Origin of the sequence: Klebsiella sp. K5-45 (genome assembly GCF_030128605.1) — a bacterium.
Taxonomy (GTDB): Bacteria; Pseudomonadota; Gammaproteobacteria; order Enterobacterales; family Enterobacteriaceae; genus Klebsiella; species Klebsiella quasipneumoniae.
This window is the reverse complement of the sequence record NZ_JAKUZW010000003.1, coordinates 127562-153826: the sequence shown is the minus strand read 5'-3', so window position 1 is coordinate 153826 and position 26265 is coordinate 127562. Positions and strand designations below refer to the sequence as shown.

General features: G+C 62.6%; 23 protein-coding genes and 1 pseudogene. 13 read left to right on the top strand and 11 right to left on the bottom strand.

Annotation, left to right across the window (positions count from 1 at the left end):
• Positions 1–58 precede the first annotated feature (58 nt).
• The 3 genes from fepC to fepD are packed head-to-tail and all read right to left on the bottom strand — an operon-like array spanning position 59 to position 2846.
• On the bottom strand, positions 59–853 hold the full coding sequence (fepC, locus tag MKS11_RS07445) for an iron-enterobactin ABC transporter ATP-binding protein (protein ID WP_065878914.1): 795 nt from the start codon (positions 851–853) through the stop codon (positions 59–61).
• Positions 850–1842: an iron-enterobactin ABC transporter permease gene (gene fepG, locus MKS11_RS07440; protein ID WP_284109464.1), complete on the bottom strand. Its 993-nt coding sequence runs from the start codon at positions 1840–1842 to the stop codon at positions 850–852. Before fepG ends, fepC begins: the two co-directional genes overlap by 4 nt.
• Positions 1839–2846 (bottom strand): Fe(3+)-siderophore ABC transporter permease, encoded by a 1008-nt coding sequence (gene fepD, locus MKS11_RS07435; protein WP_284109463.1) that lies wholly within the window; start codon positions 2844–2846, stop codon positions 1839–1841. Before fepD ends, fepG begins: the two co-directional genes overlap by 4 nt.
• 112 nt (positions 2847–2958) lie before the next feature.
• Between fepD and entS the strand changes: the two genes are divergently transcribed.
• Positions 2959–4200: an enterobactin transporter EntS gene (entS, locus tag MKS11_RS07430; RefSeq protein ID WP_023288782.1), complete on the top strand. Its 1242-nt coding sequence runs from the start codon at positions 2959–2961 to the stop codon at positions 4198–4200.
• A gap of 131 nt (positions 4201–4331) precedes the next feature.
• Here the strand turns inward: entS and fepB are convergent, their stop codons facing one another.
• The gene (gene fepB, locus MKS11_RS07425; RefSeq protein WP_087771313.1) at positions 4332–5291 is read right to left on the bottom strand and encodes a Fe2+-enterobactin ABC transporter substrate-binding protein; all 960 of its coding nucleotides are present in this window, start codon (positions 5289–5291) and stop codon (positions 4332–4334) included.
• A 188-nt stretch (positions 5292–5479) separates the two neighbouring features.
• Between fepB and entC the strand changes: the two genes are divergently transcribed.
• From entC to MKS11_RS07390, 7 genes are all read left to right on the top strand, one after another.
• On the top strand, positions 5480–6655 hold the full coding sequence (gene entC, locus MKS11_RS07420; protein ID WP_004885741.1) for an isochorismate synthase EntC: 1176 nt from the start codon (positions 5480–5482) through the stop codon (positions 6653–6655).
• 9 nt (positions 6656–6664) lie between these two features.
• On the top strand, positions 6665–8272 hold the full coding sequence (gene entE, locus MKS11_RS07415) for a (2,3-dihydroxybenzoyl)adenylate synthase EntE (protein ID WP_284109462.1): 1608 nt from the start codon (positions 6665–6667) through the stop codon (positions 8270–8272).
• Between the two features lie 13 nt (positions 8273–8285).
• On the top strand, positions 8286–9137 hold the full coding sequence (gene entB / locus MKS11_RS07410; protein WP_064178062.1) for an enterobactin biosynthesis bifunctional isochorismatase/aryl carrier protein EntB: 852 nt from the start codon (positions 8286–8288) through the stop codon (positions 9135–9137).
• A gap of 8 nt (positions 9138–9145) precedes the next feature.
• Positions 9146–9892 (top strand): 2,3-dihydro-2,3-dihydroxybenzoate dehydrogenase EntA, encoded by a 747-nt coding sequence (gene entA / locus MKS11_RS07405; RefSeq protein ID WP_087771335.1) that lies wholly within the window; start codon positions 9146–9148, stop codon positions 9890–9892.
• On the top strand, positions 9893–10306 hold the full coding sequence (gene entH, locus MKS11_RS07400) for a proofreading thioesterase EntH (RefSeq protein WP_017899059.1): 414 nt from the start codon (positions 9893–9895) through the stop codon (positions 10304–10306).
• Between the two features lie 407 nt (positions 10307–10713).
• Complete coding sequence (gene cstA, locus MKS11_RS07395; RefSeq protein ID WP_043521693.1) at positions 10714–12819, top strand: pyruvate/proton symporter CstA; 2106 nt, start codon at positions 10714–10716, stop codon at positions 12817–12819.
• A gap of 104 nt (positions 12820–12923) precedes the next feature.
• Positions 12924–13121, top strand: coding sequence for a YbdD/YjiX family protein (locus tag MKS11_RS07390; RefSeq protein WP_004885759.1), 198 nt, complete (start codon positions 12924–12926; stop codon positions 13119–13121).
• Here the strand turns inward: MKS11_RS07390 and MKS11_RS07385 are convergent.
• The 4 genes from MKS11_RS07385 to MKS11_RS07370 form a co-directional block, all read right to left on the bottom strand.
• Positions 13118–13522 carry a helix-turn-helix transcriptional regulator gene (locus MKS11_RS07385; protein ID WP_023319945.1) on the bottom strand — a complete coding sequence of 135 codons (405 nt, stop codon included), beginning with the start codon at positions 13520–13522 and terminating at the stop codon, positions 13118–13120. The two genes, MKS11_RS07390 and MKS11_RS07385, sit on opposite strands and share 4 nt — an antisense overlap.
• Positions 13497–13799 carry a type II toxin-antitoxin system RelE/ParE family toxin gene (locus MKS11_RS07380; protein WP_017899060.1) on the bottom strand — a complete coding sequence of 101 codons (303 nt, stop codon included), beginning with the start codon at positions 13797–13799 and terminating at the stop codon, positions 13497–13499. The genes MKS11_RS07385 and MKS11_RS07380 overlap by 26 nt, the downstream gene beginning before the upstream one ends.
• A gap of 183 nt (positions 13800–13982) precedes the next feature.
• Positions 13983–14726 (bottom strand): SDR family NAD(P)-dependent oxidoreductase, encoded by a 744-nt coding sequence (locus tag MKS11_RS07375; RefSeq protein WP_004885764.1) that lies wholly within the window; start codon positions 14724–14726, stop codon positions 13983–13985.
• Between the two features lie 57 nt (positions 14727–14783).
• A complete protein-coding gene (locus MKS11_RS07370) occupies positions 14784–15872 on the bottom strand; it encodes an oxidoreductase (RefSeq protein ID WP_032455703.1) in 1089 nt (362 codons plus the stop codon).
• Positions 15873–16035: 163 nt separating this feature from the next.
• Here MKS11_RS07370 and MKS11_RS07365 point away from each other — a divergent pair, with 163 nt between their 5' ends.
• The 4 genes from MKS11_RS07365 (at position 16036) to MKS11_RS07350 (ending at position 20988) form a co-directional block, all read left to right on the top strand.
• Positions 16036–17538, top strand: a complete 1503-nt coding sequence (locus tag MKS11_RS07365) for a sugar ABC transporter ATP-binding protein (protein WP_004885779.1) — start codon at positions 16036–16038, stop codon at positions 17536–17538.
• Positions 17535–18533 carry an ABC transporter permease gene (locus tag MKS11_RS07360; protein WP_004885781.1) on the top strand — a complete coding sequence of 333 codons (999 nt, stop codon included), beginning with the start codon at positions 17535–17537 and terminating at the stop codon, positions 18531–18533. Before MKS11_RS07365 ends, MKS11_RS07360 begins: the two co-directional genes overlap by 4 nt.
• Positions 18534–18553: 20 nt before the next feature.
• Positions 18554–19618 (top strand): sugar ABC transporter substrate-binding protein, encoded by a 1065-nt coding sequence (locus MKS11_RS07355; protein ID WP_004885784.1) that lies wholly within the window; start codon positions 18554–18556, stop codon positions 19616–19618.
• A gap of 128 nt (positions 19619–19746) precedes the next feature.
• A complete protein-coding gene (locus MKS11_RS07350) occupies positions 19747–20988 on the top strand; it encodes an LVIVD repeat-containing protein (RefSeq protein ID WP_004885786.1) in 1242 nt (413 codons plus the stop codon).
• 216 nt (positions 20989–21204) lie between these two features.
• Here MKS11_RS07350 and mtnK read toward each other — a convergent pair whose 3' ends face one another.
• Positions 21205–22404, bottom strand: coding sequence for an S-methyl-5-thioribose kinase (gene mtnK / locus MKS11_RS07345; protein WP_004151657.1), 1200 nt, complete (start codon positions 22402–22404; stop codon positions 21205–21207).
• Between the two features lie 101 nt (positions 22405–22505).
• Here mtnK and mtnA point away from each other — a divergent pair, with 101 nt between their 5' ends.
• On the top strand, positions 22506–23534 hold the full coding sequence (gene mtnA / locus MKS11_RS07340; protein WP_032455706.1) for an S-methyl-5-thioribose-1-phosphate isomerase: 1029 nt from the start codon (positions 22506–22508) through the stop codon (positions 23532–23534).
• A gap of 55 nt (positions 23535–23589) precedes the next feature.
• Here mtnA and MKS11_RS07335 read toward each other — a convergent pair whose 3' ends face one another.
• Both MKS11_RS07335 and MKS11_RS07330 read right to left on the bottom strand, forming a co-directional pair.
• Positions 23590–24858 carry a histidine phosphatase family protein gene (locus tag MKS11_RS07335; protein ID WP_284109460.1) on the bottom strand — a complete coding sequence of 423 codons (1269 nt, stop codon included), beginning with the start codon at positions 24856–24858 and terminating at the stop codon, positions 23590–23592.
• A 26-nt stretch (positions 24859–24884) separates the two neighbouring features.
• Positions 24885–26242, bottom strand: a pseudogene (locus MKS11_RS07330) (MFS transporter).
• Positions 26243–26265 lie beyond the last annotated feature (23 nt).

Here is a 26265-nt window from a genome sequence, read left to right as displayed (position 1 = left end):
AGTTCGGGCTACAGCAGGTAGCCCGACTCAGGGTAGCGCAAGCCGGGGAAAGGGAGAATTACCGGCGGCCCAGCGGCACCACCAGCGGCGTATGCGCCACCGGATCCTCAATGATCGTGCAGCGCAGGCCGTAAATCCGTTCAATCAGTTCCGCCGTGACGATTTCCTTCGGCGCCCCCTCGGCGACGATCTTGCCGTCGCGCAGGGCGATCAGGTGGGTAGCGTAGCGGCAGGCCTGGTTAAGATCGTGCAGCACCGCCGCCAGGGTATAGCCCTTCTCGCGATTCAGCTCGCTCAACAGCTCCAGCAGGTCGATCTGATGGCTGATGTCCAGCCAGGTGGTCGGCTCATCCAACAGCATGATCTCTGTCTCCTGGGCCAGCACCATCGCAATCCACGCCCGCTGGCGCTGGCCGCCGGAGAGCGTATCGACGCTCTGCAGCGCCAGGTCGCTGATTCCGGTCGCCCGCATTGCGTTGTTTACCGCCGCTTCATCTTCTTTGCGCCAACGGGTGAACAGCGGCTGGTGCGGGTAGCGCCCGCGGGCCACCAGCTCCTGCACCGTGATATCGCCAGGAGTGGTGGCATTCTGCGCCAGCAGTCCGATGCGGCGGGCAACCTCTTTCGTGGCATATTGCTGGATCTGCGCGCCGTCGAGCCAGACATGGCCGCTGGCCGGCGCCATCAGGCGGCTGAGGGTGCGCAGCAGCGTCGATTTGCCGCAGCCGTTGGGGCCGATAATGGCGGTGAAGTGGCCGTCAGGGATGGTCACGTTCAGCGACTCGGCGATAGTCTTGTTCCCGTAGGCCAGGGTTAACTGCTCGCCGCGCAAACGGGAGGGGACAGCACTCATTTTTTGCGGGACTCCTGAATCAACAAAGCAATAAGGTAAATACCGCCGAGGCTGACGGTTAGCACGCCCACCGGCAGTTGCCAGGGCATAAACAGCCGCTGGGCGCCGTAATCGGCCAGCGCCAGCAGCAGCGCGCCGCACAGGGCAGACTGGGTTAATCCCCAGCGGGCCGTGCCGCTCAGGCGGCGGGCGATATGCGGCGCCACCAGCGCGATAAATGAGATTGGCCCGGCCAGCGCCGTCGAGGCGGCGGTGAGCACCACTGCCACTAGCATCAGCAGCAGGCGCGAGCGTTCGACCTGCACCCCCAGCGCGCAGGCGGTATCGTCGCCCATCTCCAGCAGCCGCATCCGGCGAACCAGCAGGGCGCTGCCCACCAGCATCAACAGGATCAGCGGCGCTGACGGCCAGGTTTTACCCCACGTCAGGCCGTTAAGCGATCCGGCGTTCCACAGGCCCGCAGAAAGGGCGGTCTCCAGCGAGGCGCGCAGCAGCAGCCAGGTGTTGAATGCCACCAGCATGGCGCGCACGCCGATGCCGATAATGATCAGGCGGAAGGTCTCGATCCCGTTGCGCCAGGCCAGCAGCCAGACCACCAGCGAGGTCAGCACCCCGCCGGCCATCGCCGCCAGGGCGATCGCCGTCAGGTTCTGGCCGAAGAGCACCATCGCCACCAGCACGCCGCTCCAGGCGCCGGTGTTAAAGCCCATCACGTCCGGGCTGCCGAGCGGGTTACGGGTCTGCGACTGGAAAATGGCGCCGCTGACGCCGAGCGCGGCACCGATGAGCAGCGCCATTAACACCCGCGGCAGCCGCCATTCGTTTACCACCATCGCGACGTTGCGCGGCGCGTCGCCGAACAGCGCCGAGAACACCTGGTCAATCGTTAGCGGCACCGGGCCTTGCGCCAGCCCGAGCAGGGAAATCAGCAGGCTGGCGGCCATCAGCAGCAGACAGCTGGCTATCAGGCGGCGGGACGGGGCAATCACAGGCCACCTCCCCGCGGCTGGCGGCGCACCAGCCAGATCAGCATCGGCGCGCCGAGAAAGGCGCTCACCACCGATACCCGCAGTTCGCCGGGCACCAGCAGGCGGCCAATCACGTCGGCAAACAGCAGCAGCGCCGGGGTGGCGAGCAGGGTGACCGGCAGCGACCAGCGATGATCGGCCCCCACCAGCCAGCGCGCCATATGCGGCATCATCAGACCGATAAAGGCGATAGGGCCGACGACGGCGGTGGCGCTGCCGCACAGGACGGTGATAACGATCAGGCCGATCAACTGGGTGCGGGCGACGCGGCTGCCGAGGGCGGTGGCGGTATCGTTGCCGAGGCTCAGGCTGTTAAGCGCCCTGCTCAGCAGCAGGGCGGCGATCCCCGCCACCACCACCGGCAGCAGGACAATTTTCAGCGTCTGCAGGGTGCGGATATCCAGCGAACCGGCCTGCCAGAAGCGCAGCTGATCGTAGGCGTCGGGGTTGAGCAGGGCGATGCCGTTGGACAGCCCTTCCAGCACCGCCGCAAGGGCGACCCCGGCAAGGGTGAGGCGCACCGGGCTCAGCTGGCCGCCGCCCTGGCTGCCGGTGAAGGCCACCAGCAGCGAGGCGCAGAGCGCGCCGCTAAACGCCAGCAGCAGCTGCTCCTGTGGAGAGGTGATCCCGAACAGCGCCGCGCCGAGGACGATGGCGAAGCTGGCGCCGGAGTTGACCCCCAGCAGGCCGGGGTCGGCCAGCGGGTTACGGGTGAGCGTCTGCATCAGCGCGCCGGCGAGACCGAGGGCGATGCCCGCCAGCAGACCGGCCAGGGTGCGCGGCAGGCGCGCATCCAGCACGATGGTGCAGTCGGCGCTTTGACAGGTTCCGCTAAAGGCGGTGAATACCGTGCCGATCGGCAACGATTTGGCGCCGATCGTCAGGCTAAGCGCGGCGGCTAAGGCGAGTAGTAGCAACAATCCGGGCACGGCGACAGAGCGTACCGCGGTCGTAGAAAACGACATAACTGACATCCCTGATATGATAATGATAGTAATTATCGTTATCGATTTTATTCAGCTATGGTAGCATGACCCACAGGAAAAAGGGTATTAAAAATAACGACAAGGCGCTGTAATGAACCGACAATCCTGGCTGCTTAACCTCAGCCTGCTGAAAACTCACCCGGCGTTTCGCGCCGTTTTTATCGCTCGCTTTATCTCTATTCTGTCGCTTGGTCTGCTGGGCGTGGCCATCCCGGTGCAGATCCAGATGATGACCCATTCGACCTGGCAGGTCGGGTTGTCGGTGACCTTGACCGGCGCGTCGATGTTTATTGGCCTGATGGTGGGGGGCGTACTGGCTGACCGCTATGAGCGCAAACGCCTGATCCTGCTGGCGCGCGGCACCTGCGGCGTGGGCTTTGTCGGCCTGTGTCTGAACGCCCTGCTGCCGGAGCCGTCGCTGGCGGCGATTTATCTGCTGGGGATCTGGGACGGTTTCTTCGCCTCTTTAGGCGTGACCGCGCTGCTGGCGGCGACCCCGGCGCTGGTGGGGCGGGAAAATCTGATGCAGGCCGGGGCCATCACTATGCTGACGGTGCGCCTGGGCTCGGTGATTTCGCCCATGATCGGCGGCCTGCTGCTGGCCTCCGGCGGCGTAGCGTGGAACTTCGGCCTGGCGGCGGCGGGGACGTTTATCACCACCTTAACCCTGCTGCGTCTGCCGCAGCTGCCGCCGCCTCCGCAGCCGCGTGAGCATCCGCTGCGTGCCCTGCTGGCGGGGCTGACCTTCCTCTGTCAGAGCCCGCTTATCGGCGGGATTGCGCTGCTCGGCGGCCTGCTGACCATGGCCAGCGCGGTGCGGGTGCTCTATCCGGCGCTGGCCGGGAGCTGGCAGATGTCGGCCGGACAGATTGGCCTGCTGTACGCCGCGATTCCGCTCGGCGCGGCCCTGGGGGCGTTGACCAGCGGCCAGCTGGCCCAGACCGTGCGGCCGGGCGCGCTGATGCTGGCGACGACGGTGTGCTCCTTTGTCGCCATTGCGCTGTTCAGCCTGATGCCACACTGGGCGTTGGGCGCGCTGTGCCTGGCGCTGTTTGGCTGGCTGAGCGCTATTAGCTCGCTGCTGCAGTACACCCTGATCCAGACCCAGACGCCGGAACATATGCTCGGGCGGATTAATGGTCTGTGGACCGCCCAGAACGTCACCGGCGACGCCATCGGCGCGGCGCTGCTCGGCGGGTTAGGGGCGGTGATGACGCCGGTCGCTTCCGCCAGCGCCAGCGGATGGGCGCTGGCCCTCGTCGGCGTGCTGCTGGTGGGGCTGCTACGCGAGCTGCGCCGCTTCCAGCGCCCGGAAATCGTCAACGAAAGTTAAGTAGGGGGCGATTGCCCGGTGGCGGCTGCGCCTTACCGGGCCTGGGGGTGCGGGCATTGTAGGCCGGGCAAGCGCAGCGCCGCCCGGCAAAGCGTTCAGGCTGGGTTCCCGTCCTGATGGCACAGCCCGTGTTAGCCGAACAGGCTGGAGAGACGCTGGAGCACCAGCAGGGCGCTGTAGTAGTCAAGACGGAAGGTCTCGGTGCCCAGCGGGTAGACGCGTTTCCCTTCGACCGCCGGGAGATGCGCCAGCAGCGGGTTGGCGTAGATGGCATCGACATCTTTCTGGTCGCCAGCGAACAGGAACAGGCTCTGGCCGTTCAGTCCGGCCGCCAGGTTCTCCCCGCCCAGCTGCACGATATCGTGGCGTTTGCCCTGGCTGTGGCTGGCGGGCAGGCCGCCTGGCAGCGTCGCCAGACTAAAGCCCAACTGCTGGAGCATCTGCCCCTGGGCCGATTCCGGCGTCCAGATATTGGCGCTGTGCGCGGCCGCGGTATAGACGAGGGCGGTGACCGGCTGCGGCGGCAGCTTCATTTTTTCTTTTAACGAAACGAGCTGTTTATTGAAGTCGGCGATGCGCGCGCTGGCCTGCTGCTCATGGCCGGTGAACTGCCCCAGCTGGGTGAGCAGCGTTTGCCAGCTTTTATCGTCATAGTTGATGACCAGCGTTGGGGCGATCGTTTTGAGCTGATCGTACAGCGGCAGGGCGGAGTCGCCGCCGGTGGCGCTCACCAGGATCAGATCCGGCATCTGGGCGGCCACCGCTTCCGCGCTCGGTTCGCCGATATACAACCGCGCCAGCTTGCGGGCTTTGGCGACCTCGCTCCACTGGCGCAGAAAGCCCTGGCTATCGGCCACGCGGTTGTTCGGGGTGGTGGCGCCGCTGGCGACCACCGGGGCGTCAATCGCCAGCAGCGAGCCGGTGAGGGTGACGCTGGTGGAGACGATGCGCAGCGGCTGGCTCGGCAGGGTGTGCGTCCCGTAGCTGTCGGTGACCTGGCGCGGCCAGTCCGCCGCCTGGGCTGAGGTAATTCCTAAAAACAACAGCATGCCGGTCAGCGCACCGCGGCGGCAAAAAGAAGAGAAGTTCACGTCATCGCATCCTGATTCGAAGGGTAATAAATGCGTCTCATTTTCAACTTTGCGTTGACAGGATGCAAGCCAAAGTGGCGGCGCGATGACGTAACGCGGTTGACATGGCGGGCAATACCTTTTAGGTTAGCCAACCAAAATACAAATGATAATTATTCGTAATATATTTATCGTTTTTGGAGGATGATATGGAAACGTCACTGGCTGAGGATGTACAGAAACCTACCCGGACCTTGTCGCCGGACAGCTTCTTCTTTATGTCGCCGTACCGCAGTTTTAGCACCTCAGGCTGCTTCCGCCGCCTCTCAGCGCCCGCCGTCGGCGGCGATGCGCTGAACGGCGAGTTCCAGCAGCAGATGGCCGCCGCCTTTGCCGAGGCCCGGGCGGCGGGGATCCGCAAGCCGGTGATGGTCGGGGCCATCCCGTTCGACACCTGTCAGCCTTCCGAGCTTTATATTCCCGAGCGCTGGGAAGCGTTCTCGCGACCGGAAAAACAGCGTTCCGCCCGCTATGCCGCGCCGCTGGAGGCGATGGCGGTGGTGGAGCGCCGGGAGATCCCGGAGCAGGACGCGTTTCTAGCCATGGTGGAACGCGCCGCCGCGCTGACCGCCACCCCGGAAGTCGACAAAGTGGTGCTATCACGACTAATCGATATCACTACCCGCGATCCTGTCGATAGCGGCGCCCTGATGGAGCGCCTGATCGCTCAGAACCCCGCCAGCTTTAACTTCCATGTGCCGCTCGCCGACGGCGGCGTGCTGCTGGGCGCCAGCCCGGAGCTACTGCTGCGTAAAGAAGGGGCGCATTTCAGCTCACTGCCGCTGGCCGGCTCCGCCCGCCGCCAGCCTGACGATGTGCTGGACCGCGAAGCGGGCAACAGGCTGCTGGCGTCCGGCAAAGATCGCCATGAGCACGAGCTGGTGACCCAGGCGATGAAGAGCGTGCTGGGCCCGCGCAGCAGCCAGCTGTCGCTGCCGTCATCGCCGCAGCTGATCACCACCCCGACGCTCTGGCATCTGGCGACGCCGATCGAAGGCACGGCGCTGGCGGAAGAAAACGCCATGTCGCTGGCCTGCCTGCTGCACCCGACTCCGGCGCTGAGCGGCTTCCCGCACCAGGCGGCGAAGCGCCTGATTGCCGAACTGGAACCCTTCGACCGTCAGCTGTTCGGCGGCATCGTCGGCTGGTGTGACGATGAAGGCAACGGCGAATGGGTGGTGACCATCCGCTGCGCGCGTCTGCAGCAGCGTACGCTGCGCCTGTTTGCCGGCGCGGGCATTGTTCCGGCCTCCTCGCCGCTGGGCGAATGGCGCGAAACCGGCGTCAAACTGACCACCATGCTTAACGTATTTGGCTTGAATTAAGAGGCAAGGATGATTGCATTTACCCGTTGGCCGGATGAGTTCGCGGCCCGCTATCGTCAAAAAGGCTACTGGCAGGATCTGCCGTTAACCAATCTGATCACCCGTCACGCAGAAAACGACGCCGTGGCGATTATCGATGGCGATCGACACATTAGCTACCGCCAGTTTAACCAGCGGGTGGATAACCTTGCCTGCTCTCTGCAGCGTCAGGGACTGAAGCGCGGAGAAACCGCGCTGGTGCACCTGGGCAACGTCGCCGAGTTTTACATCACCTTCTTCGCGCTGCTGCGCATCGGCGTCGCGCCGGTGAACGCGTTGTTCAGCCACCAGCGCAGCGAGCTTAACGCCTACGCCGCGCAGATTAAGCCGGCGCTGCTGATCGCCGACCGCGAGCACGCGCTGTTTGCCGACGATAGCTTCCTCCATGCGTTTATTGCTGAACATGCTTCCCTGCGCGTGGCGCTGCTGCGTAACGACGGCGGCGAGCGCGATCTGGCGACGGAGATTAACCGCCCGGCGGATAACTTTATCGCCAACCCAACCCCTGCCGACGAAGTGGCCTTTTTCCAGCTCTCCGGCGGCAGCACCGGGACGCCGAAGCTGATCCCGCGTACCCATAACGATTACGACTACAGTATCCGCCGCAGCAACGAGATCTGCGGGATCAACGCTAAGACGCGCTACCTCAACGCGCTGCCGGCGGCGCATAACTACGCGATGAGCTCCCCGGGGGCGCTCGGCGTTTTCCGCGCCGGCGGACGGGTGATCCTCGCCGCCGACCCGAGCGCTACCCTCTGTTTCCCGCTGATTGAAAAACATCAGGTCAACGTCGCCTCGCTGGTGCCGCCGGCGGTCAGCCTGTGGCTGCAGGCCATTCACGAATGGGGCAGCAACGCGCAACTGCAATCGCTGCAGCTATTGCAGGTCGGCGGCGCGCGCCTGTCGGCGACCCTTGCCGCGCGCATTCCGGCGGAAATCGGCTGCCAGCTGCAGCAGGTGTTCGGCATGGCGGAGGGGCTGGTGAATTACACCCGCCTTAACGACAGTCCTGAGCGGATCATCCATACCCAGGGCTGCCCGATGTGCCCGGACGATGAAGTGTGGGTGGCAGATGCCGAGGGCAACCCGCTGCCACGCGGCGAAGTGGGCCGCCTGATGACCCGCGGGCCCTACACCTTCCGCGGCTACTACAACAGCCCGCAGCATAACGCGGAGGCCTTCGACGCCGAGGGTTTCTACTGCTCCGGCGATCTGATTTCGATCGATGAAGACGGGTATATCACCGTTCAGGGCCGGGAAAAAGATCAGATCAACCGCGGCGGCGAGAAGATCGCCGCCGAAGAGATCGAAAACCTGCTGCTGCGCCATGAGGCGGTGATCCACGCCGCGCTGGTCAGCATTGAAGACAATCTGCTGCGCGAGAAGAGCTGCGCTTACCTCGTGGTGACCTCGCCGCTGCGCGCCGTCGCGGTGCGCCGCTTCCTGCGCGAGCAGGGGGTGGCTGAATTTAAACTGCCGGACCGCGTGGAGTGCGTAGCCGCTCTGCCGCTGACGCCGGTGGGCAAAGTCGATAAGAAACAATTACGTCAGTGGCTGGCCGAAGGCAAGCTGGGCTGAAGGAGAACAGAAAATGGCAATCCCTAAATTACAGGCTTACGCGCTGCCGGAAGCCAGCGATATTCCGGCGAACAAAGTCAGCTGGGCCTTTGAACCTTCCCGCGCCGCGCTGCTGATCCATGATATGCAGGAATACTTTCTCAATTTCTGGGGCGAAAACAGCGCGATGATGGAGACAGTGGTGGCCAATATCGCCGCCCTGCGCGACTTCTGCAAACAGAACGGTATTCCGGTGTACTACACCGCCCAGCCGAAAGAGCAGAGCGATGAAGACCGCGCCCTGCTGAATGATATGTGGGGGCCGGGGCTGACCCGTTCGCCGGAGCAGCAGCAGGTGATTGCCGCCCTGGCGCCGGACGAAAACGACACCGTGCTGGTGAAATGGCGCTACAGCGCGTTTCATCGCTCGCCGCTTGAAGAGATGCTGAAAGAGAGCGGCCGCGACCAGCTGATCATCACCGGCGTTTACGCCCATATCGGCTGCATGACCACCGCCACCGACGCCTTTATGCGCGATATCAAACCGTTCTTTGTCGCCGACGCGCTGGCGGACTTCAGCCGCGAAGAGCACCTGATGGCGCTGAAATACGTCGCCGGCCGTTCCGGCCGCGTGGTGATGACCGAAGAGCTGTTGCCGCTGCCGGCCAGCAAAGCGGCGCTGCGCGCGCTGATCCTGCCGCTGCTCGACGAATCCGACGAACCGCTGGATGATGAAAACCTGATCGACTACGGTCTGGATTCGGTGCGGATGATGGCCCTCGCCGCCCGCTGGCGCAAAGTGCACGGCGATATCGACTTCGTGATGCTGGCGAAAAACCCGACCATCGACGCCTGGTGGGCACTGCTTTCCCGCGAGGTGCAATAATGGCGGCGCTGGATTTTCGCGGCCAGACCGTGTGGGTGACCGGCGCCGGTAAAGGCATTGGCTATGCCACCGCGCTGGCTTTTGTGGAGGCCGGGGCCAACGTCACCGGTTTCGACCTCGCCTTTGACGGCGAACGCTACCCGTTTGCCACCGAAACGCTGGACGTCGCCGATGCCGACCGGGTACGCGAAGTGTGCAGCCGCCTGTTGGCGAACACCGAGCGATTAGACGTGCTGGTGAACGCCGCCGGGATCCTGCGCATGGGCGCCACCGACCAGCTGAGCGCGGAAGACTGGCGGCAGACCTTCGCGGTCAACGTCGGCGGGGCGTTTAATCTGTTTCAGCAGACGATGGCCCAGTTCCGTCGTCAGCGGGGCGGGGCCATCGTCACCGTCGCTTCCGATGCCGCGCATACGCCGCGTATCGGCATGAGCGCCTATGGCGCCTCGAAAGCGGCGCTGAAAAGCCTGGCGCTAACCGTCGGCCTTGAGCTGGCGGGCAGCGGGGTACGCTGTAATCTGGTGTCGCCGGGTTCTACCGATACCGATATGCAGCGCACGCTGTGGGTCAGCGACGATGCAGAGCAGCAGCGGATCCGCGGTTTCGGCGAGCAGTTTAAGCTCGGCATCCCGCTGGGTAAGATTGCCCGCCCACAGGAGATCGCCAATACCATTTTGTTCCTCGCCTCTTCTCACGCCAGCCATATCACCCTGCAGGATATCGTGGTAGACGGCGGCTCGACGCTGGGGGCGTAAATGACCTGGAAACGAGCGCTCACGCTGGCGGCGCTGAACGCCAGTAGCGAAAACACCCTGGTGGCGCATCTGGGGATCGTCTACACCCGGCTGGAAGCTGGGCTGCTGGAGGCGGAAATGCCGGTGGATGCCCGCACCCATCAGCCGTTTGGCCTGCTGCACGGCGGGGCCTCAGCGGCGCTGGCGGAGACGCTGGGGTCGATGGCCGGCTGGCTGATGACCGAAGAGGGGCAGTGCGTGGTGGGCACCGAGCTGAACGCCACCCATCACCGGGCGGTCTCCAGCGGGAAAGTGCGCGGCGAGTGCCGCCCGCTGCATCTTGGCCGGCAGAGCCAGAGCTGGGAGATTGTGGTGTATGACGAGAAGGGGCGGCGCTGCTGCACCTGTCGTCTGGGCACCGCGGTGCTGGGCTAAGGAGCCGCTGTTTCCCCGGCTCGCGCTACGCTTAGCCGGGCTACGGTTTTGACGCCCGGCGGCGCTGCGCTTGCGCGGGCCTACGGTCTGCCCCGGCCTTCCGGGAATGTCTCAGCGATGTTGAGACCGCCAACACCGGCAGTTTCAGTCAGCATCGATGCCGTTGTAGGCCGGGTCAGCGCAGCGCCACCCGGCAAAATCACGGCGTAACTGGACCGATTCGGTCATCGACTGGCAACCCGCATAATCCTTTCATTCATTTTCCTGCCTTAAGTGATCTCGCTAGCAATGTGAGACAAATCTCTGTGGGTGGACGGCATCTGCGCTGTTTCGATGTTGTTAAATTCTGCGTTGTGATCTAGAAACAAAATGTAACATCCTGATTACCCTACCGGTGGACCACAACAATGAATAATTCAGGGAAATACCTTATCTGGGCACTGCTCTCCGTGATCGGAGCCTTTGCCCTCGGCTACATTGCTTTAAACCGGGGTGAGCAGATCAACGCGCTGTGGATTGTCGTCGCGGCAGTCTGCGTTTATCTGATCGCGTATCGTTTTTACGGCCTGTATATCGCCAAAACCGTGCTCGGCGTCGATTCGACGCGCATGACGCCCGCGGTGCGGCATAACGATGGCCTCGACTATGTCCCGACTGACAAAAAAGTGCTGTTCGGACACCATTTTGCCGCCATCGCCGGCGCGGGGCCGCTGGTGGGCCCCGTGCTTGCCGCGCAGATGGGCTATCTGCCGGGGATGATCTGGATCCTCGCAGGCGTGGTGCTGGCCGGGGCGGTGCAGGACTTTATGGTGCTGTTCGTCTCCACCCGTCGCGACGGCCGTTCGCTGGGCGAACTGGTGAAAGAGGAGATGGGGGCGACCGCCGGGGTGATTGCCCTGGTGGCGACCTTTATGATCATGGTGATCATCCTCGCGGTGCTGGCGATGATCGTGGTGAAAGCGCTGACCCACAGCCCGTGGGGAACCTATACCGTGGCCTTTACCATTCCGCTGGCGCTGTTTATGGGGATCTATATTCGCTATCTGCGCCCGGGACGCATTGGCGAAGTGTCGGTGATTGGCCTGATATTCCTGGTGTTCGCCATTATCTCCGGCGGCTGGGTAGCGGAAAGCCCGACCTGGGCGCCGTTCTTTGACTTTACCGGCGTCCAGCTCACCTGGATGCTGGTGGGCTATGGCTTTGTCGCCGCGGTGCTGCCGGTCTGGCTGCTGCTGGCCCCGCGCGACTACCTCTCCACCTTCCTCAAAATCGGCACTATCGTCGGTCTGGCGATCGGCATTCTGATTATGCGTCCGACCCTGACCATGCCGGCGCTGACCAAATTTATTGACGGTACTGGCCCGGTATGGACTGGCAACCTGTTCCCGTTCCTGTTTATCACTATCGCTTGCGGCGCGGTGTCGGGCTTCCACGCCCTGATTGCCTCCGGTACCACGCCGAAGATGCTGGCGAATGAAAATCAGGCCTGCTTTATCGGCTACGGCGGCATGCTGATGGAATCCTTCGTGGCGATTATGGCGCTGGTCGCCGCCTGTATCATTGACCCGGGCGTCTACTTCGCGATGAACAGCCCGATGGCGGTGCTGGCGCCGGCGGGAACCACCGATGTGGTGGCGTCGGCGGCGCAGGTGGTGAGCGGTTGGGGCTTTGCGATTACCCCGGAAACGTTGACGCATATCGCTAATGAGGTGGGCGAGCAGTCCATCATCTCCCGCGCCGGCGGGGCGCCTACGCTGGCGGTGGGCATGGCCTACATTCTCCACGGCGCGCTGGGCGGGCTGATGGACGTCTCGTTCTGGTACCACTTTGCCATTCTGTTTGAAGCGCTGTTTATCCTGACGGCGGTGGATGCCGGCACCCGTGCGGCGCGCTTTATGCTGCAGGATCTGCTGGGTGTGATCTCCCCGAACCTGAAGCGTACTGATTCGTTACCGGCTAACCTGCTGGCGACGGCGCTGTGCGTGCTGGCGTGGGGCTACTTCCTGCATCAGGGGGTGGTCGATCCGCTGGGCGGTATTAACACCCTGTGGCCGCTGTTCGGTATCGCCAACCAGATGCTGGCGGGGATGGCGCTGATGCTCTGCGCAGTGGTGCTGTTCAAGATGAAACGTCAGCGCTATGCGTGGGTGGCGCTGGTGCCGACGGCCTGGCTGCTGATCTGTACCCTCACCGCCGGCTGGCAGAAAGCCTTCAGCCCGGACAATAAAGTGGGCTTCCTGGCGATTGCCAACAAGTTCCAGGCGATGATCGACAGCGGCAAAATTCCGGCGCAGTATACCGAGTCGCAGCTGGCGCAGCTGGTGTTTAACAACCGTCTCGATGCCGGGCTGACCATCTTCTTTATGATCGTGGTGGTGGTGCTGGCGCTGTTCTCGATTAAAACCGCGCTGGCGGCGCTGAAGGAGAATAAACCGACGGCGAAAGAGACACCCTATGAGCCAATGCCTGAAAACCTGGACGCGATGGTGACCCAGGCGAAAGGGGCGCATTAACCTGTGTGCCGGGTGGCGGCTTCGCCTTACCCGGCCTGTCTTTCTGATCCTCCCTCTCCCTTTGGCAGAGGCTCGGGGTGAGGGAAACAAAAGAGAAATGACTTATGTTCGACACCCTTTCCAAAGCAGGTAAGTACCTGGGCCAGGCCGCCAAAATGATGATCGGCGTGCCGGATTACGACAACTACGTCGAGCACATGCGCGTCAACCATCCGGATCAGACGCCAATGACCTGGGAAGAATTTTTCCGCGAACGCCAGGACGCTCGCTACGGCGGCAAGGGCGGGGCGAAGTGCTGTTAACCCTCTTTCGGCAGATAGAGGCTGATCTGCTCCTGCTTACAGCCGTAGAGCGCCGCCAGCTTTTCGCGGGTGCGCTTCTGCGGCCGGGAGTCCAGCGCTTCCAGCTGTGACACGGCGGACTGGCTGATGCCGAGTTTCTCCGCCACCTCCTGCTGGGATAACCCACGCAGGATACGCCACGCGGCCTGCAGGCTGACGTTCTCGCTATGCATGATGTCGCACACTTCACCCGGTAAACCTACGTTATCGTAGATATCTGATTCGTAAGGGATGTCTTCCCAGTCGTTTTCATCATCGTCATCATACTCAAGCATGGCTAAACGCATGCGAAAATATTCACCGTAGGGAATGACAACATACTGTTTTTTTCCTTCTTCATCCTTGATGAACTGAATAGTCATATTCCGTATGCTCCTCATGAAGGTAGGTGGTGGTTGTCCGGCGTTTTACCGCCACTACGTAACAGGTATCACCCGGCGGGTCTCCGAAGGTGTAAATGACCCTGTAATCACCTAATCGCAACCTGTAGTGGTTTTCGGGAGAAGATAATTTCTTGATATCCGCGACAGGTGATGTTTTATCATCCATCTTCTCCAGCCTGAATTTAATGCGGTTCTGATATCGCGTATCGATTTTAGAAAATTGCTTCTCTGCTGTTTTTGACCAGACAATCTTCATCCGTACCTCCACTGTACGCCCACACAGAATATAAGGAAATAATAAGACTATTAGATAAATTCCGAATTTCTAATGGGTTACTGTAGAGCGGAGAAAAACCGGGAGAAAGCGGCAAAACGGGAACCGTCGAGGGTGCTCGGGAAGGCCTCTGCCGGACGACAGAGGCTTGCAGGAAATGTGCGATCAGGCGTTCAAACCACCGTCCACATCGAGACCGGTGCCGGAGATCTGCCCGGCGGCCGGGCTGGCGAGGAAGGTGACCGCCGCGGCGATGTCTTCCGGCTGGCCGTAGTGGCCTAACGCAATAAGTTGACGCTGAGCATCGGCCTGCTCGCCGTCTTCCGGGTTCATATCGCTGTTGGTCGGGCCGGGATGGACGAGGTTAACGGTGATACCGCGGGGGCCTAAATCGCGCGCCAGGCCGCGGGTCAGGGAGTTGAGAGCGGACTTGGTCATTGAGTAAACCGCGATGCCCGGCTGCGCCACGCGGTTAGCCAGACAGCTGCCGATGTTGATGATGCGGCCGCCGTCGGACATATGCACCAGCGCCTCCTGGATAGCGATAACCACCCCACGAATATTGACGTTAATAAGCGCGTCAATGTCCGCCAGCGTCATGGACTCCAGCGGGCCGCCGCGCGCGATCCCGGCGTTGTTGACCAGAATATCCAGCCCGCCGAGGGACCGCGCCGCATGGGTCACAGCATCCTGTATCGCCTGCGCGCTGGCGCTGTCGGCCTGCACCGCTTCACCGTGCCTACCCAGCGCCTTTATTTCCTCGGCGACCGCCTGGGCTTTATCGGCCGATTTTTCATACGTTATAACCACATCTGCGCCGGCGCGCGCCAGCGACAGCGCGATAGCGCGCCCCAATCCACGGCTGGCGCCGGTAACCAGCGCCTTCTTACCTGTTAAATCGATCTGCATGATGACCTCGTTGCGAGAGTGGTGAGCATCATCATTAGGTATAGACGGTCGGGGTGATTAACGGCTGAAGTATTCCACCTTCTCAAACGCCGCGCGCAGAACCCCAGGGGTTAAGGTCACCGGTAAATAATGAATCGACTCGCCCGGGCGCAGGGTATGGGCAATGACCCGGTCAAGCTCTGCGCGGTTATTGATATCAACCTCCAGCGCCGCCAGCGTCGCCGGCAGGTTAAAGCGCTGCCAGGCCTGCACCAGCTGCGCCAATACCTCATCCTGACCGAGCAGGGCGCTTTGCACCAGAATGCCGTAGGCCACCTTGGTGCCATGGAGGAATTTATCCGTCTGCGGCAGCACCGTCAGCCCGTTGTGCACCGCATGGGCGGCGGCGACCCGGGTGTAGCGTTCCCCCAGCCCGCCAACCATCCCGCCGCCGGCGATAACTGCATCCACCACATCGCGAAACGCCTGGGTCAGCTCGCCGCGGCGCTGGTCCGCCAGCGCCGTTTCGCTGCTGTCCAGCAGCACGTCGCGGATCGCCAGCGCGCCGTTAATCCCCAGCCGCACGGTGAGCGGCAGAGCCTCCGGCTGCGGCGCCAGTACCACGGCCTCATACCATTTGGCTAAGGTGTCGCCAATGCCCGCCAGCAGGTACTCCGCCGGGGCGTTGAGAATGATGCGCGGCTCGACCAGCACCAGGAAATTCGCGTCATCGAACATCTCAAAATTCAGCGCCTGTCCGGCGTCGCTGTACCACACCGACAGCGGCGTCCACGCCGCGCAGGTGGCGGCGATGGTCGGGATGGCCACCAGCGGAACCCCCAGGCGGCGGGCCAGCACTTTCGCGCTGTCGAGCAGCGCGCCGCCGCCGACGCCAATCACTACCGCCCGATCGTCACCTGAGGCCTGCACCAGCCCCGCCACGTCGCGTTCGCTGCAGTGGCCGGTAAAGCGGATCTTTTTCGCTTCCGGCAGGTGGAAGGCCGCCGGCAGAAAAGGCTCGGCGCCGACCAGGGCGCGCTCGCCATAGACCCACACCGCCCGCGACAGCTGGTCGGCGTTAAAAAAATCGCTTAGCCGCTCAAGGCTGCCAGGGTGGGAAAAATAGTTGGCCGGGCCGGGCACGACGCGGATATCGCTGTTGCTCATGGGTGCTGTCCTTATTGGTGTTGGGCTAACCTGATGTTATGTCTGGACATCCAGATGGCTAATATTATTTCGTTGTATCTTATGCTTTTTACGCAGTTGTCAGCCAGCAGCGGCTATGAAAAATTCGTTAAATCAGAAGATTAATTGCCGCACGGGAGCAGTGATGAGCGCGAATCGCCTTGAGATGCATAACATTAGCCTGGCCTTCTCCGGCTTTCAGGCGCTGAACAAGGTGGCCTTCACCCTTTATGGCGGGTCGGTGCATGCCCTGACCGGCGCCAACGGCGCGGGTAAGTCGACGCTGATGGCCGTGTTGTGCGGCACCCACGCCCACTATGAAGGCGAGGTGACGATCAACAACCAGCCGGTCACCATTCGTTCGCCGCGGGATGCCAAACAGCTGGGGATCCACCTGGTGCAGCAGGAGGTGGACGTGGCGCTGGTGCCGGGCCTGAGCATTGCCGAAAACATCATGCTGGACAGGCTGGCTGAGCCGGGGACGACCTTCCGCTGGGCGCGGGTTCGGCAGCTGGCGCGCGAGGCGCTGGCGCAGCTGGACGTGGCGCTGGACGTCAGGCGTTCTATTGATAGCTGCACCCTTGCTGAAAAACAGCAGATCCTGCTGGCCCGCGCCCTGTCGCACCATTGCCGCTTTTTGATTCTGGATGAACCCACCGCGCCGCTGGATCAGCATGAAAGCGAACGCCTGTTTGCGGTGGTGCGCCGTCTGCAGCAGCAGGGGATCGGGGTGGTGTTTATTTCGCACCGTATTCACGAGCTGAAGGCGATCTGCGACACCCTGACGGTGCTGCGTGACGGGCGGCTAATTGAGAGCGGCCCGATGGCGCCGCTGAGCGGGGAACAGATTGTCGAAAAGATGCTGGGCCACGAGCTGAGCGATATCTTCCCGCCGCCGCGACCGCCGCACGGTGAAGAAGTGCTGCTGCAGGTAGAAGGGCTGCACGATGAGGCGCTGCTGCAGGATATCTCGCTGCGCCTGCGCAAGGGGGAAATTCTTGGTATCGCTGGGCTGGCCGGCGCCGGCAAAACTGAGCTGTGCAAAGCGCTGTTCGGCGCCAGCAAAAGCCGGGTACAGCGCGGCGAGCTGAACGGCCAGCCGTGGCGGCCGCGCGATCCGGCCGATTCGGTAGGGCGCGGCCTGGCGCTGGTCCCGGAGGAGCGGCGCAAAGAGGGCATTTTCATCGAAGAGCCGATCGCGATGAACCTGGCGGTCAGCGCCGATAACAGCTTTTCGCGCTGGAGCCTGTTCGGCCATCGGCAGGCCTGGCGCTGGGCGGAGGAGGTGATTGCCCGCCTCGGCGTGCGCGCCACCGGTCCCGGTCAGACGCTGCGCCGTCTGTCCGGCGGCAATCAGCAGAAAGTGGCCATTGGCAAATGGCTGCGCAGTCATGCCAATGTTTTGATTTTTGACGAACCGACCAAAGGTGTCGATGTGAAAGCGAAAACCGATCTGTTCATGCTGATCGATGGTCTGGCACGGGAAGGCAAAGGGGTGATTTATGCCTCGGGTGAATTCGCCGAGCTGGTCGGTTTATGCGACCGCATCTGCGTACTGTGGGACGGACGGATCGTGGCGGAGATCCCCGGCGCGGAAGCCCGGGAAGAGACACTGCTTTATTATTCAACCGGAGGAGCGGCAGCGTGAGCAAGGCCCTGGCAGTGAACGCGACGGTATCGGGCCGTCAGCGATTTTTTGATTTTCTCTATAAGTGGGGCATGTTGCTGACCGTGGTGCTGCTGGTGGCGGTCTTTGGCCTCGCCTCGGACAATTTCCTTGACCCGTTCAACATCATCAACATTCTGCGCTCGATTGCCATCGTGACGGTGATTGCCATTGGGGTGTCGATTTCCCTCACCATCGGCGGCTTCGATCTGTCCGTCGGATCGACGGCATCGCTGGCCAACGCCCTGGTGATCTCCCTGTTCGTCTGGCATGGCCTGGGGACCACCGAAGCAATCCTGATCACCCTCGTGCTCTGCACTCTGGTAGGACTGTTTAACGCCTTTCTGATCGTGGTGCTGCGCATCCCCGACATGCTCGCCACCCTGGCCAGCCTGTTTGTGATTCAGGGGGTGGCGATGACCTACAGCTACGGCGGGTCGATTACCGAAAACATGGTGCTGCCGAGCGGCGAGATGGCGGAAGGCACCATCCCGGCGGCGTTTGGCGCGCTGGGCCAGGTGCCGACAATCGTCATCATCATGCTGGTGGTAACGCTGGTCGCCCAGCTGGCGCTGTCGTTCACCACCCACGGCCGGCGGATGTACGCCATCGGCGGCAACCCGGAGGCGGCGAGGCTCTCCGGCCTGCGGATCACGCGTTATAAAGTGGCGGCGTATGTGATTGCTTCGCTGCTGGCCGGGCTGGGCGGCATTCTGCTGGCCTCGCGTATCGGATCCTCGCAGGTTAATGCCGGCGGCGGCTATTTGATGGACGCGGTGGCGGCGGCCTGGATCGGCTTTTCGCTGGCCGGTTCCGGGAAACCGAACGCCCTGGGGACGCTGGTGGGGGCGGTGATCCTCGGCGTGCTCTCCAACGGCCTGGTGATGCTCTCGGTGCCGTATTACGCGATGGACATTATTAAAGGGCTGGTACTGGCTGGCGCGCTGGCACTGACCTATTTTCAGCGCCGTACTTAACATTTTACAGGGTAAACCGCATGAAAAAGATCGCACTCTCTCTCATTACGCTGGGTCTGCTGCAGTCGACGGCGGCGCTGGCCACCGCCCCGACGCCGGTGCCGGCGGCCATTGCCGAACACAACGGCCCGATCCGCATTGCCGTGATCCGCAACCTGGGGTCTGACGATAACACCACCCAGTTTGTCGCCGGGGCGCTGCAGGAAGGCAAAAAGCTCGGTTTCAAAATCAGCACCTTCCTGAGCAACGGCGATGACGCCAAGTTCCAGGACTTCGTCAACCAGGCGATCAGCCAGAAATATGACGGCATTATTCTCTCCCAGGGGCGTGACCCCTATTCGACGGCCCTGGTGAAGAAGGCGGTGGACGCCGGGATCAAAGTGGCGGTGTTCGATACTGCGGTGAGCGGTGAGATCCCGGGAGTGACGGTCAGCCAGCAGGATGACGCCTCACTGACCGAGCTCTCCTTTGGCCAGCTGGTGAAAGACTTCAACGGCAAGGCCAACATCGTCAAGCTGTGGGTGGCGGGCTTCCCGCCGATGGAGCGCCGTCAGGCGGCTTACCAGACACTGCTGAAGCAAAATCCGGGAATTAAAGAGCTGGAGTCGATCGGCGCCGTTTCATCCGATGTGCAGGGCGACACCGCTAACAAGGTGGGGGCGATCCTCGCCAAGTATCCGAAAGGGAAAATCGACGCTATCTGGGGCACCTGGGATGCCTTTAGCCAGGGGGCCTATAAAGCGCTGAAAGAGAACGGCCGCACCGAGATCAAACTCTACAGCATTGATATTTCCAACCAGGATCTGCAGCTGATGCGCGAAGCTGGCAGCCCGTGGAAGGTGAGCGTGGCGGTGGATCCGAAGCTTATCGGCGCGACCAACGTGCGGCTGATCGCTAATAAGATCGCCGGCGAGCCGACGCCAGCCACCTACGACTTCAAGGCGGCGGCGATCCCGCAGGCGCTGCTGGCGGCCCAGCCGGGGGCGGTGAACGTGGCCTCGCTGGGGAAAATCATTCCGGGCTGGGGCCAGACGGAAGACTTTATCGCCCCGTGGTTCGCGACGCTGGAAGCGAAAAACAAATAAAACGAAGCCGGGTGGCGGTGGGGCGGTCTGGTGCCCTCACCCCGGCCCTCTCCCGCAGGGAGAGGGGGAACACCAACTGCACCCGTAGGCCCGGTAAGCGTAGCGCCACCGGGCGTAAGGAATCCACTATGTCAGCATTACCTTCCCCCGAATACAGCCGCAATATGCGGCTGATTGGCCATAGCGACCAGGGCGGTCGTCCGGACGGCGTGCAACTGATGGTGCACCGCGGATTCGCCTATATCGGCCATATGGTGTCGCAGGGTTTTTCCGTGGTCGATGTTCGCGATCCGACCCGGCCCACTACGGTCAACTATATTGCCGCGCCGTCGGGCACCTGGAACGTGCACCTCCAGGCGCATGACGATCTGCTGCTGGTGATCAACGCCCGGGACCTGTTTGCCGACGCCCGTTTTGCCGATGAGAAGGTGTACTACACCCGATCGGTGGGTGACACAGTCAGCGATGTGCAGGACAAAGGCTGGAGCGCCGGGCTGCGCGTGTTTGATATCTCCACGCCGGATAAGCCGCGTGAAATTGGCTTTCTGTCGCTTAATGGCATCGGTATTCACCGCATCTGGTACGTCGGCGGCCGCTGGGCGTATGTGTCCGCGCTGATCGACGGTTTTACCGACTACATCTTCCTGACCATCGATCTGGCCGATCCGCGTAAACCGCAGGTTGCCGGGCGCTGGTGGCTGCCGGGGATGCACCAGGCAGGCGGCGAAACACCGGACTGGCCGCAGGGCAAACGCTACGCGCTGCACCACGCCATTATTGCCGGGGATACCGCCTACGGCAGCTGGCGCGACGGCGGCCTGACGCTGCTGGACGTCAAAGACAGAACCCAGCCGACGCTGATTAGCCATCGCAACTGGAGCCCGCCGTTTGGCGGCGGAACGCATACCGCGCTGCCGCTGCCGGATCGCGATCTGCTGGTGGTACTGGATGAAGCGGTGCTCGACAACCAGGAGGACGGCGAGAAGCTGATCTGGCTGTTTGATATCCGCGAGCCGGCGAACCCGGTGAGTATCTCGACTTTCCCACAGCCGGATGAAATCGACTATGTGGCGAAAGGGGCGCATTTTGGCCCGCACAATCTGCATGAGAACCGGCCGGGGAGCTTTGTCAGCTCAACGCTGATTTTTGCCACGTATCAGAATGCCGGCGTGCGGGCTTACGATATCTCCAACCCGTATCGTCCGCTGGAGACCGGGGCGCTGGTGCCGGCTGCGCCTGAGAGAATGATGGATACCCGTCCCGGCCGCCCGCGGGTGATCCAGTCCTGTGACGTGTTTGTCGATGCGCAAGGCATTATCTACAGCACCGATTACAACGGCGGGCTATCGGTGATTGAGTATCTGGGGTGAGGGCAAGGTCAACGCAAAATTGTGCTCGCATTTCTGCCGGGTGGCGGCTTTCGCCTTACCCGGCCTACGAAAGACTGCAACATCAAACCGTTATGCGGTTATCTGTAGGCCCGCGCAAGCGCAGCGCCGCCGGGCAATCCCAGAAAATTGCACTTTTTTAGGGCTTGCTCCCTCTCCCTGTGGGAGAGGGCCGGGGTGAGGGAAAACAGGCCGCACTCAGCTGTACTGGCGCACCCGCGCCAGCAGCTCGTCGACGCTGTCGATACGCTCGGCCAGCACGATCAGCGCTCTGCCGAGGGTAATGGCGTGGCGCAGGCACTCATGACGCATGGCGTCGTCCTGGATAGTGTCGATATCCGCGACGTGCGACAGTCCGACGCTGCGGCGGATCAGTTCGCTGCCGCAGAAGCCGACCGCGTCCGCCCACACCTTTTTCAGAAAGGCGGAGGCATAGCCGGGGTAAGCCAGCGCCGCGTCGCGGGTTTTCTCCGCCGCCAGCGCCTGGAAGCGCTCGGCAAAGGTGGTCCACAGTTGGTGGATGTCGTTCAGCCGCTGCTCGCGCGCGGCGGCGGCATCGCGAATGCCGAGCTGGCCCGGCAGGCCGCAGTAGTTCAGCAGCAGGTTGCCGATGGCGGTGCCGATATCGAAGCCGATGGGGCCGAAGTAGCCGAACTCGGCGTCGATGGCCTTCAGGCTGCCTTCGGCAACGAAGATCGACCCGCTGTGGATATCGCCGTGCAGCAGCGCTTCCGCATGGGCAAAGAAACGGTGCTTCAGCGCCGCCACCGCCAGCTTAAGCTGGGCGTCGTCGCGCAGGGCGGCGACATCGGCCTCCAGCTCCGCCGGGTAGTTATTGCGCTCGTGGATCTGATACGGGTCGTTAAAGAACAGATCCTCGGTGATCTCGCACATCGCCGGGTTAATAAACTGCGCTACCTGCGCTTTTTTCTCGTGGGGATGAAGATAGAAATCGCTGGTGTGAAACAGCACCTGCGCCAGATAGTCGCCAAGCTGGCGGGCCGCCTGAGGGTAGTAGACGTTAGCGATAAGCTCCCCGCGCCAGATGCGGTGGTCGGAAAGATCTTCCATCACCATCACCGCCAGCTCGGGATCAAAGTGATGGATTTTTACCGTGTGCTGCGGGCTGTGCTGATAGTGGGCGACCAGGGTCTGCGCTTCGAGACGGGCGCGGTCGAGGGTCAGCGGCCAGGATTCGCCGACGCAGCGCACGTAGGGCAGGGCCTGTTTGACGATCGCCCGGCTGACGCCCTGGCGATCGAACACTTTAAACACCAGATTGAGGTTGCCATCGCCCACTTCCTGCGCGCTGACCAGCTCAGATGGGTTGTCGATGCCGGCGAACTGCTGCGCGTAAGCCACGGCGTCATGGGCGGTGAAGGTATGGTATTGCGACATTGCCTCGATCCTCGAATTCTGATTAAGCCGTTCAGACGTCTATACTTCTGGATTCCATCCTGACACAATGTGATACAACAACGCAACAGGGATTTAACGACATGCAGACATTACAGACCACCAGCCTGCGGGTGAGTGAAAATCAGCTTTTTATTCTCGACCAGCAGGCCTTGCCGCAGGAAAAACGCTGGCTGGCGGCGGATAACGTTGCGCTGCTGGTGGACCATATTCACGCCCTGCGGGTGCGCGGCGCGCCGTTGATTGGCCTGTCCGCCAGCCTGCTGCTGGCCCTGCTGGCCCAGCGCGGCCTTAGCCGGGATGAACTCCAGCTGGCGCTGGAGACGCTGCGCGCGGCGCGGCCGACGGCGGTCAACCTGATGAATAATCTGGATCGCATGAAGCAGGCGCTGGCCCGGGCGGATTACACGCAGGCGCTGGAAGCGGAAGCCTTGCGTCTGGTCGAAGAAGATAAACAGCTGTGCGACCGCATCGCTGAGGCGGGCAGTGCGCTGGTGAAGCCCGACAGTCGACTGCTGACCCACTGCAACACCGGTGGCCTGGCGACCGCCGGGGTAGGTACCGCCCTGGGGGTCATTGCGCTGGCGCATCAGCAGGGAAAAGTGGCCAGCGTGTGGGTCGATGAAACCCGGCCGCTGCTGCAGGGCGGTCGTTTAACCGCCTGGGAGCTGGGCGAGCTGGGCGTGCCCTATCAGCTGATCGCCGATTCAATGGCCGCCAGCCTGATGGCGCAAGGGAAGGTGGATGCGGTGTGGGTCGGCGCCGACCGCATCGCCGCCAACGGCGACGTGGCGAATAAAATCGGCACCTATTCCCTGGCGGTATTAGCCCATTACCACCAGATCCCGTTTTATGTCGCTGCGCCGCAGACGACCCTTGACCGCCATTGCCCGAACGGGGCGGCCATTCCCATTGAGCAGCGCGCCGCGGCCGAAGTGACCGGAGTGGCGGGCAGCTTTGGCGCGGTACAGTGGGCGCCGACCGGGGCCGCCGTGTACAATCCGGCGTTCGATGTCACGCCTGCTGGGCTGATAAGCGGCTGGGTGCTGGACAGCGGGGTGGTCACCCCGGCGCAGGTCTCCGCCGGGGCGTTTGCGCCGGATAACGGATAACGGACGCCGTGCCGGGCCTGGAAAAAACGGCTTTCCCTGGCCCGGGCAAACGCCGCTACGGCAGGACCATCGCTACCGTCGGGGCGGAGGGCCGATCGATACGCTGACCCAGCGCGGTGATGGCCGCCTGGAAGGGGCACAGCGTACCGACGTCGGTCTGACGGCAGCCCGGCTGACGCCACTCCTGACGCAGCATCGGGTGCTGCGCGTCCGGCGTCTGCAGACGACGCAGGTCGTCGAGGCCTTGCGCCTGGAAATAGACCCGCAGATAGCGTTCACCGCTCTTCGCGTCGCGCCAGCGCTCCAGCACCAGGCTACTGCCCGGCGGGATATTCCCCCGGCTGTAGCCCGGCAGCTGCCAGCTAAAGTTCATCAGCGTGCGCACCATGGCGATGTTGGTGTCATGCGCCACCAGCAGCAGCCAGCGTACGTTCGGACTCGCCTCTGGTTTGACGCCGTCGAGCATGGCGTTGAGCAGCACCGACCCGCGTTTTTGCGCGGTATACAGCACGTCGTTACTCAGATCGTAGTTTTCCGTTAACAGCGGCAGCAGGGCCGTGATCTGACTGGCCTGGGCGATCTTGCCCCACGCCAGCTGGCTGAGAGGCAGGTTTTCACTCCAGCCGAGACGCAGCGTTTCCACCATATTGGCCATCACGCTCAGTCCGCTAATAGTGGTCTTCCCGCTTTTGCTCTGCTCGACCTGCCATGGGGTATCGAAGATAGGGCAGGGCTTATCGGCCTGGCAAACCGCCTGTTTCAATAGCTGGATAGTCGGCGCCAGCGCCTGCCGACGCTGCGCCAGATCCCCGGCCTTCTCTTTCACCGCCGCCAGCTGGCGGGCGGGGTCGGTTTGCGTGGCGGCGAACTTGTCGGTCTGAAACAGCGGATCGGCATCCCCGCTGACGTAATGGATAGCGACGCCACAGCCGGGGAAGGCGCCATCCACCAGCGCCTGGGCGGTCGCCCGCGTCCGCTGCAGCGGACTGGCGCGCACGTAAATCGACTCCGCCGTCGGGCATCCCGCCTGCAGCAGGCCGAGCTGGCGATAGTGCTGGCCTTCCTCACGCCCTTTGTTGACCACGGCGGCATAGCCATGACCGGTGAGCTCGCCGTCATGGGTGGTCCACTCGGTCCATGGGTGTCCGGTGGCGGCCTCGATGGCTTCCCGGTTGCCGGCCGTCGGCGGACGAATGCCGTGGCGGCTAAGCTCCACCACTTTCTCCAGCTGCCAGTCTGCGGCGGCGGCTGATTGCAGCGCCAGCAGCGGCAGCGCGCAGGCGATAAACAGGCGTAACAGCCCCTGATGTCTTGCAGGCATCATATCTTCTTCCTTAATTCGTTAATCGGTTATGAGGAGAACGAGGTCTGCCGTTCGACGGCATGGCGCCGGGCGAGATGGCGGCAGTGGTAAAACAGAGTAGCGCGGAACCCAGACCGGTACCCACCCAGAACAGCGCCAACGTGCTGAAATCATACAGCGTTTTGCCGTTCTCAAGGATAGCTGTTTTATCAATAATGATCCCGGTGAGAAACTCGCCCAGGCCGGCGCCGGCGTAGCTGGCGATGCCGATGGTGCCGAGCGCGGCCCCCGCCGCTTTGCGCGAGGAGATATCGACGGCGATCAGCCCGCCGAGGAAGCAGGTCAGAGCGCCAATGGTGGCCCCGAAGATAATCATCGCCAGAATATCAGTGTAATAATTGTGCGGCGACCAGAGCATCAGGGCGAAGCCGGCGGTGTTCAGCAGGCTGATAAACCCGGCCATCACGCTGCGGTTGCGCGGGAAAAAGCGGTCGGAGAGCATGCCGGCAATGATGGTCCCGGCGATGCCGGCGATGGCGTTGACGCCGATAATCCCGGATGCCTCCAGCGTGGAATAGGCTTTATCCTGCTCGAGGAAGAAGATCCCCCAGGAGTTGACGGCGTAGCGGTCGATGTACATAAAGGCGGAGGCGAGGGCGAGGGTCCACAGCGCCGGGTTGCGCAGCGCCAGCAGCTGGTTTTTAAACACCGAGCCGCGGGCTTCGACCTCCTCCTGCGGTTCATCGCGGATGACGTTGATGGACGGGAAGCCGCTGCTCTGCGGCGAATCGTGCATGAACAGCACCAACAGCACCACGCCGGCGGCGCCGAGCGCGGCGGTGGACAGGTAGCCCATCTGCCAGCCAAACCCGGCGATCACCGCGGCGATCACCATATAGGTGACGGCCTCGCCGATATTATGCGCCGTCGACCAGATGCCATAGAAGGTGCCGCGCTCTTTAACGCCGTACCAGCGCGCCAGCGAGACCGCGCAGGGGCCGACGCCCATCGACTGCGCCCAGCCGTTGATCCCCCAGAAGATGGCCAGCAGCAGGGCGTTGGTGGTCATCCCCATCATCAGGTTCATCCCGGCGCTGAGCAATAAACCGAGGCTCATATAGCGCACCACGTTGGCGTGATCGGCGATAAAGCCATTGACCAGCTTGCCGATGGCGTAGCTGAAGAACAGAGTGGAGCCGATCATGCCGAGCTCCGTCGGGGTGATCCCCAACTCCACCAGCGCGCTTTTGGCGACGGTGAAGGATAACCGGCAGACGTAAAAGGTGACGTAGGCCAGGGTCATGGCGATAAAGGTTTGCCAGCGCACCCGGCGAAAACGCTGTTCATCAAACGCGGCGCCCGCTTTCGGCGGCGACGCCCGGAAAAAAGCGATAATTCCAGACATAGGTGGTTCTCCGCAGGTCGGAG

Coding starts and splice junctions, on each gene's coding strand:
- fepC (WP_065878914.1), bottom strand. CDS start 853: ATGAGTGCTGTCCCCTCCCGTTTGCGCGGCGAGCAGTTAACCCTGGCC.
- fepD (WP_284109463.1), bottom strand. CDS start 2,846: ATGTCGTTTTCTACGACCGCGGTACGCTCTGTCGCCGTGCCCGGATTG.
- entS (WP_023288782.1), top strand. CDS start 2,959: ATGAACCGACAATCCTGGCTGCTTAACCTCAGCCTGCTGAAAACTCAC.
- entC (WP_004885741.1), top strand. CDS start 5,480: ATGGAAACGTCACTGGCTGAGGATGTACAGAAACCTACCCGGACCTTG.
- entE (WP_284109462.1), top strand. CDS start 6,665: ATGATTGCATTTACCCGTTGGCCGGATGAGTTCGCGGCCCGCTATCGT.
- entB (WP_064178062.1), top strand. CDS start 8,286: ATGGCAATCCCTAAATTACAGGCTTACGCGCTGCCGGAAGCCAGCGAT.
- entH (WP_017899059.1), top strand. CDS start 9,893: ATGACCTGGAAACGAGCGCTCACGCTGGCGGCGCTGAACGCCAGTAGC.
- cstA (WP_043521693.1), top strand. CDS start 10,714: ATGAATAATTCAGGGAAATACCTTATCTGGGCACTGCTCTCCGTGATC.
- MKS11_RS07390 (WP_004885759.1), top strand. CDS start 12,924: ATGTTCGACACCCTTTCCAAAGCAGGTAAGTACCTGGGCCAGGCCGCC.
- MKS11_RS07385 (WP_023319945.1), bottom strand. CDS start 13,522: ATGACTATTCAGTTCATCAAGGATGAAGAAGGAAAAAAACAGTATGTT.
- MKS11_RS07380 (WP_017899060.1), bottom strand. CDS start 13,799: ATGAAGATTGTCTGGTCAAAAACAGCAGAGAAGCAATTTTCTAAAATC.
- MKS11_RS07375 (WP_004885764.1), bottom strand. CDS start 14,726: ATGCAGATCGATTTAACAGGTAAGAAGGCGCTGGTTACCGGCGCCAGC.
- MKS11_RS07370 (WP_032455703.1), bottom strand. CDS start 15,872: ATGAGCAACAGCGATATCCGCGTCGTGCCCGGCCCGGCCAACTATTTT.
- MKS11_RS07365 (WP_004885779.1), top strand. CDS start 16,036: ATGAGCGCGAATCGCCTTGAGATGCATAACATTAGCCTGGCCTTCTCC.
- MKS11_RS07355 (WP_004885784.1), top strand. CDS start 18,554: ATGAAAAAGATCGCACTCTCTCTCATTACGCTGGGTCTGCTGCAGTCG.
- MKS11_RS07350 (WP_004885786.1), top strand. CDS start 19,747: ATGTCAGCATTACCTTCCCCCGAATACAGCCGCAATATGCGGCTGATT.
- mtnK (WP_004151657.1), bottom strand. CDS start 22,404: ATGTCGCAATACCATACCTTCACCGCCCATGACGCCGTGGCTTACGCG.
- mtnA (WP_032455706.1), top strand. CDS start 22,506: ATGCAGACATTACAGACCACCAGCCTGCGGGTGAGTGAAAATCAGCTT.
- MKS11_RS07335 (WP_284109460.1), bottom strand. CDS start 24,858: ATGATGCCTGCAAGACATCAGGGGCTGTTACGCCTGTTTATCGCCTGC.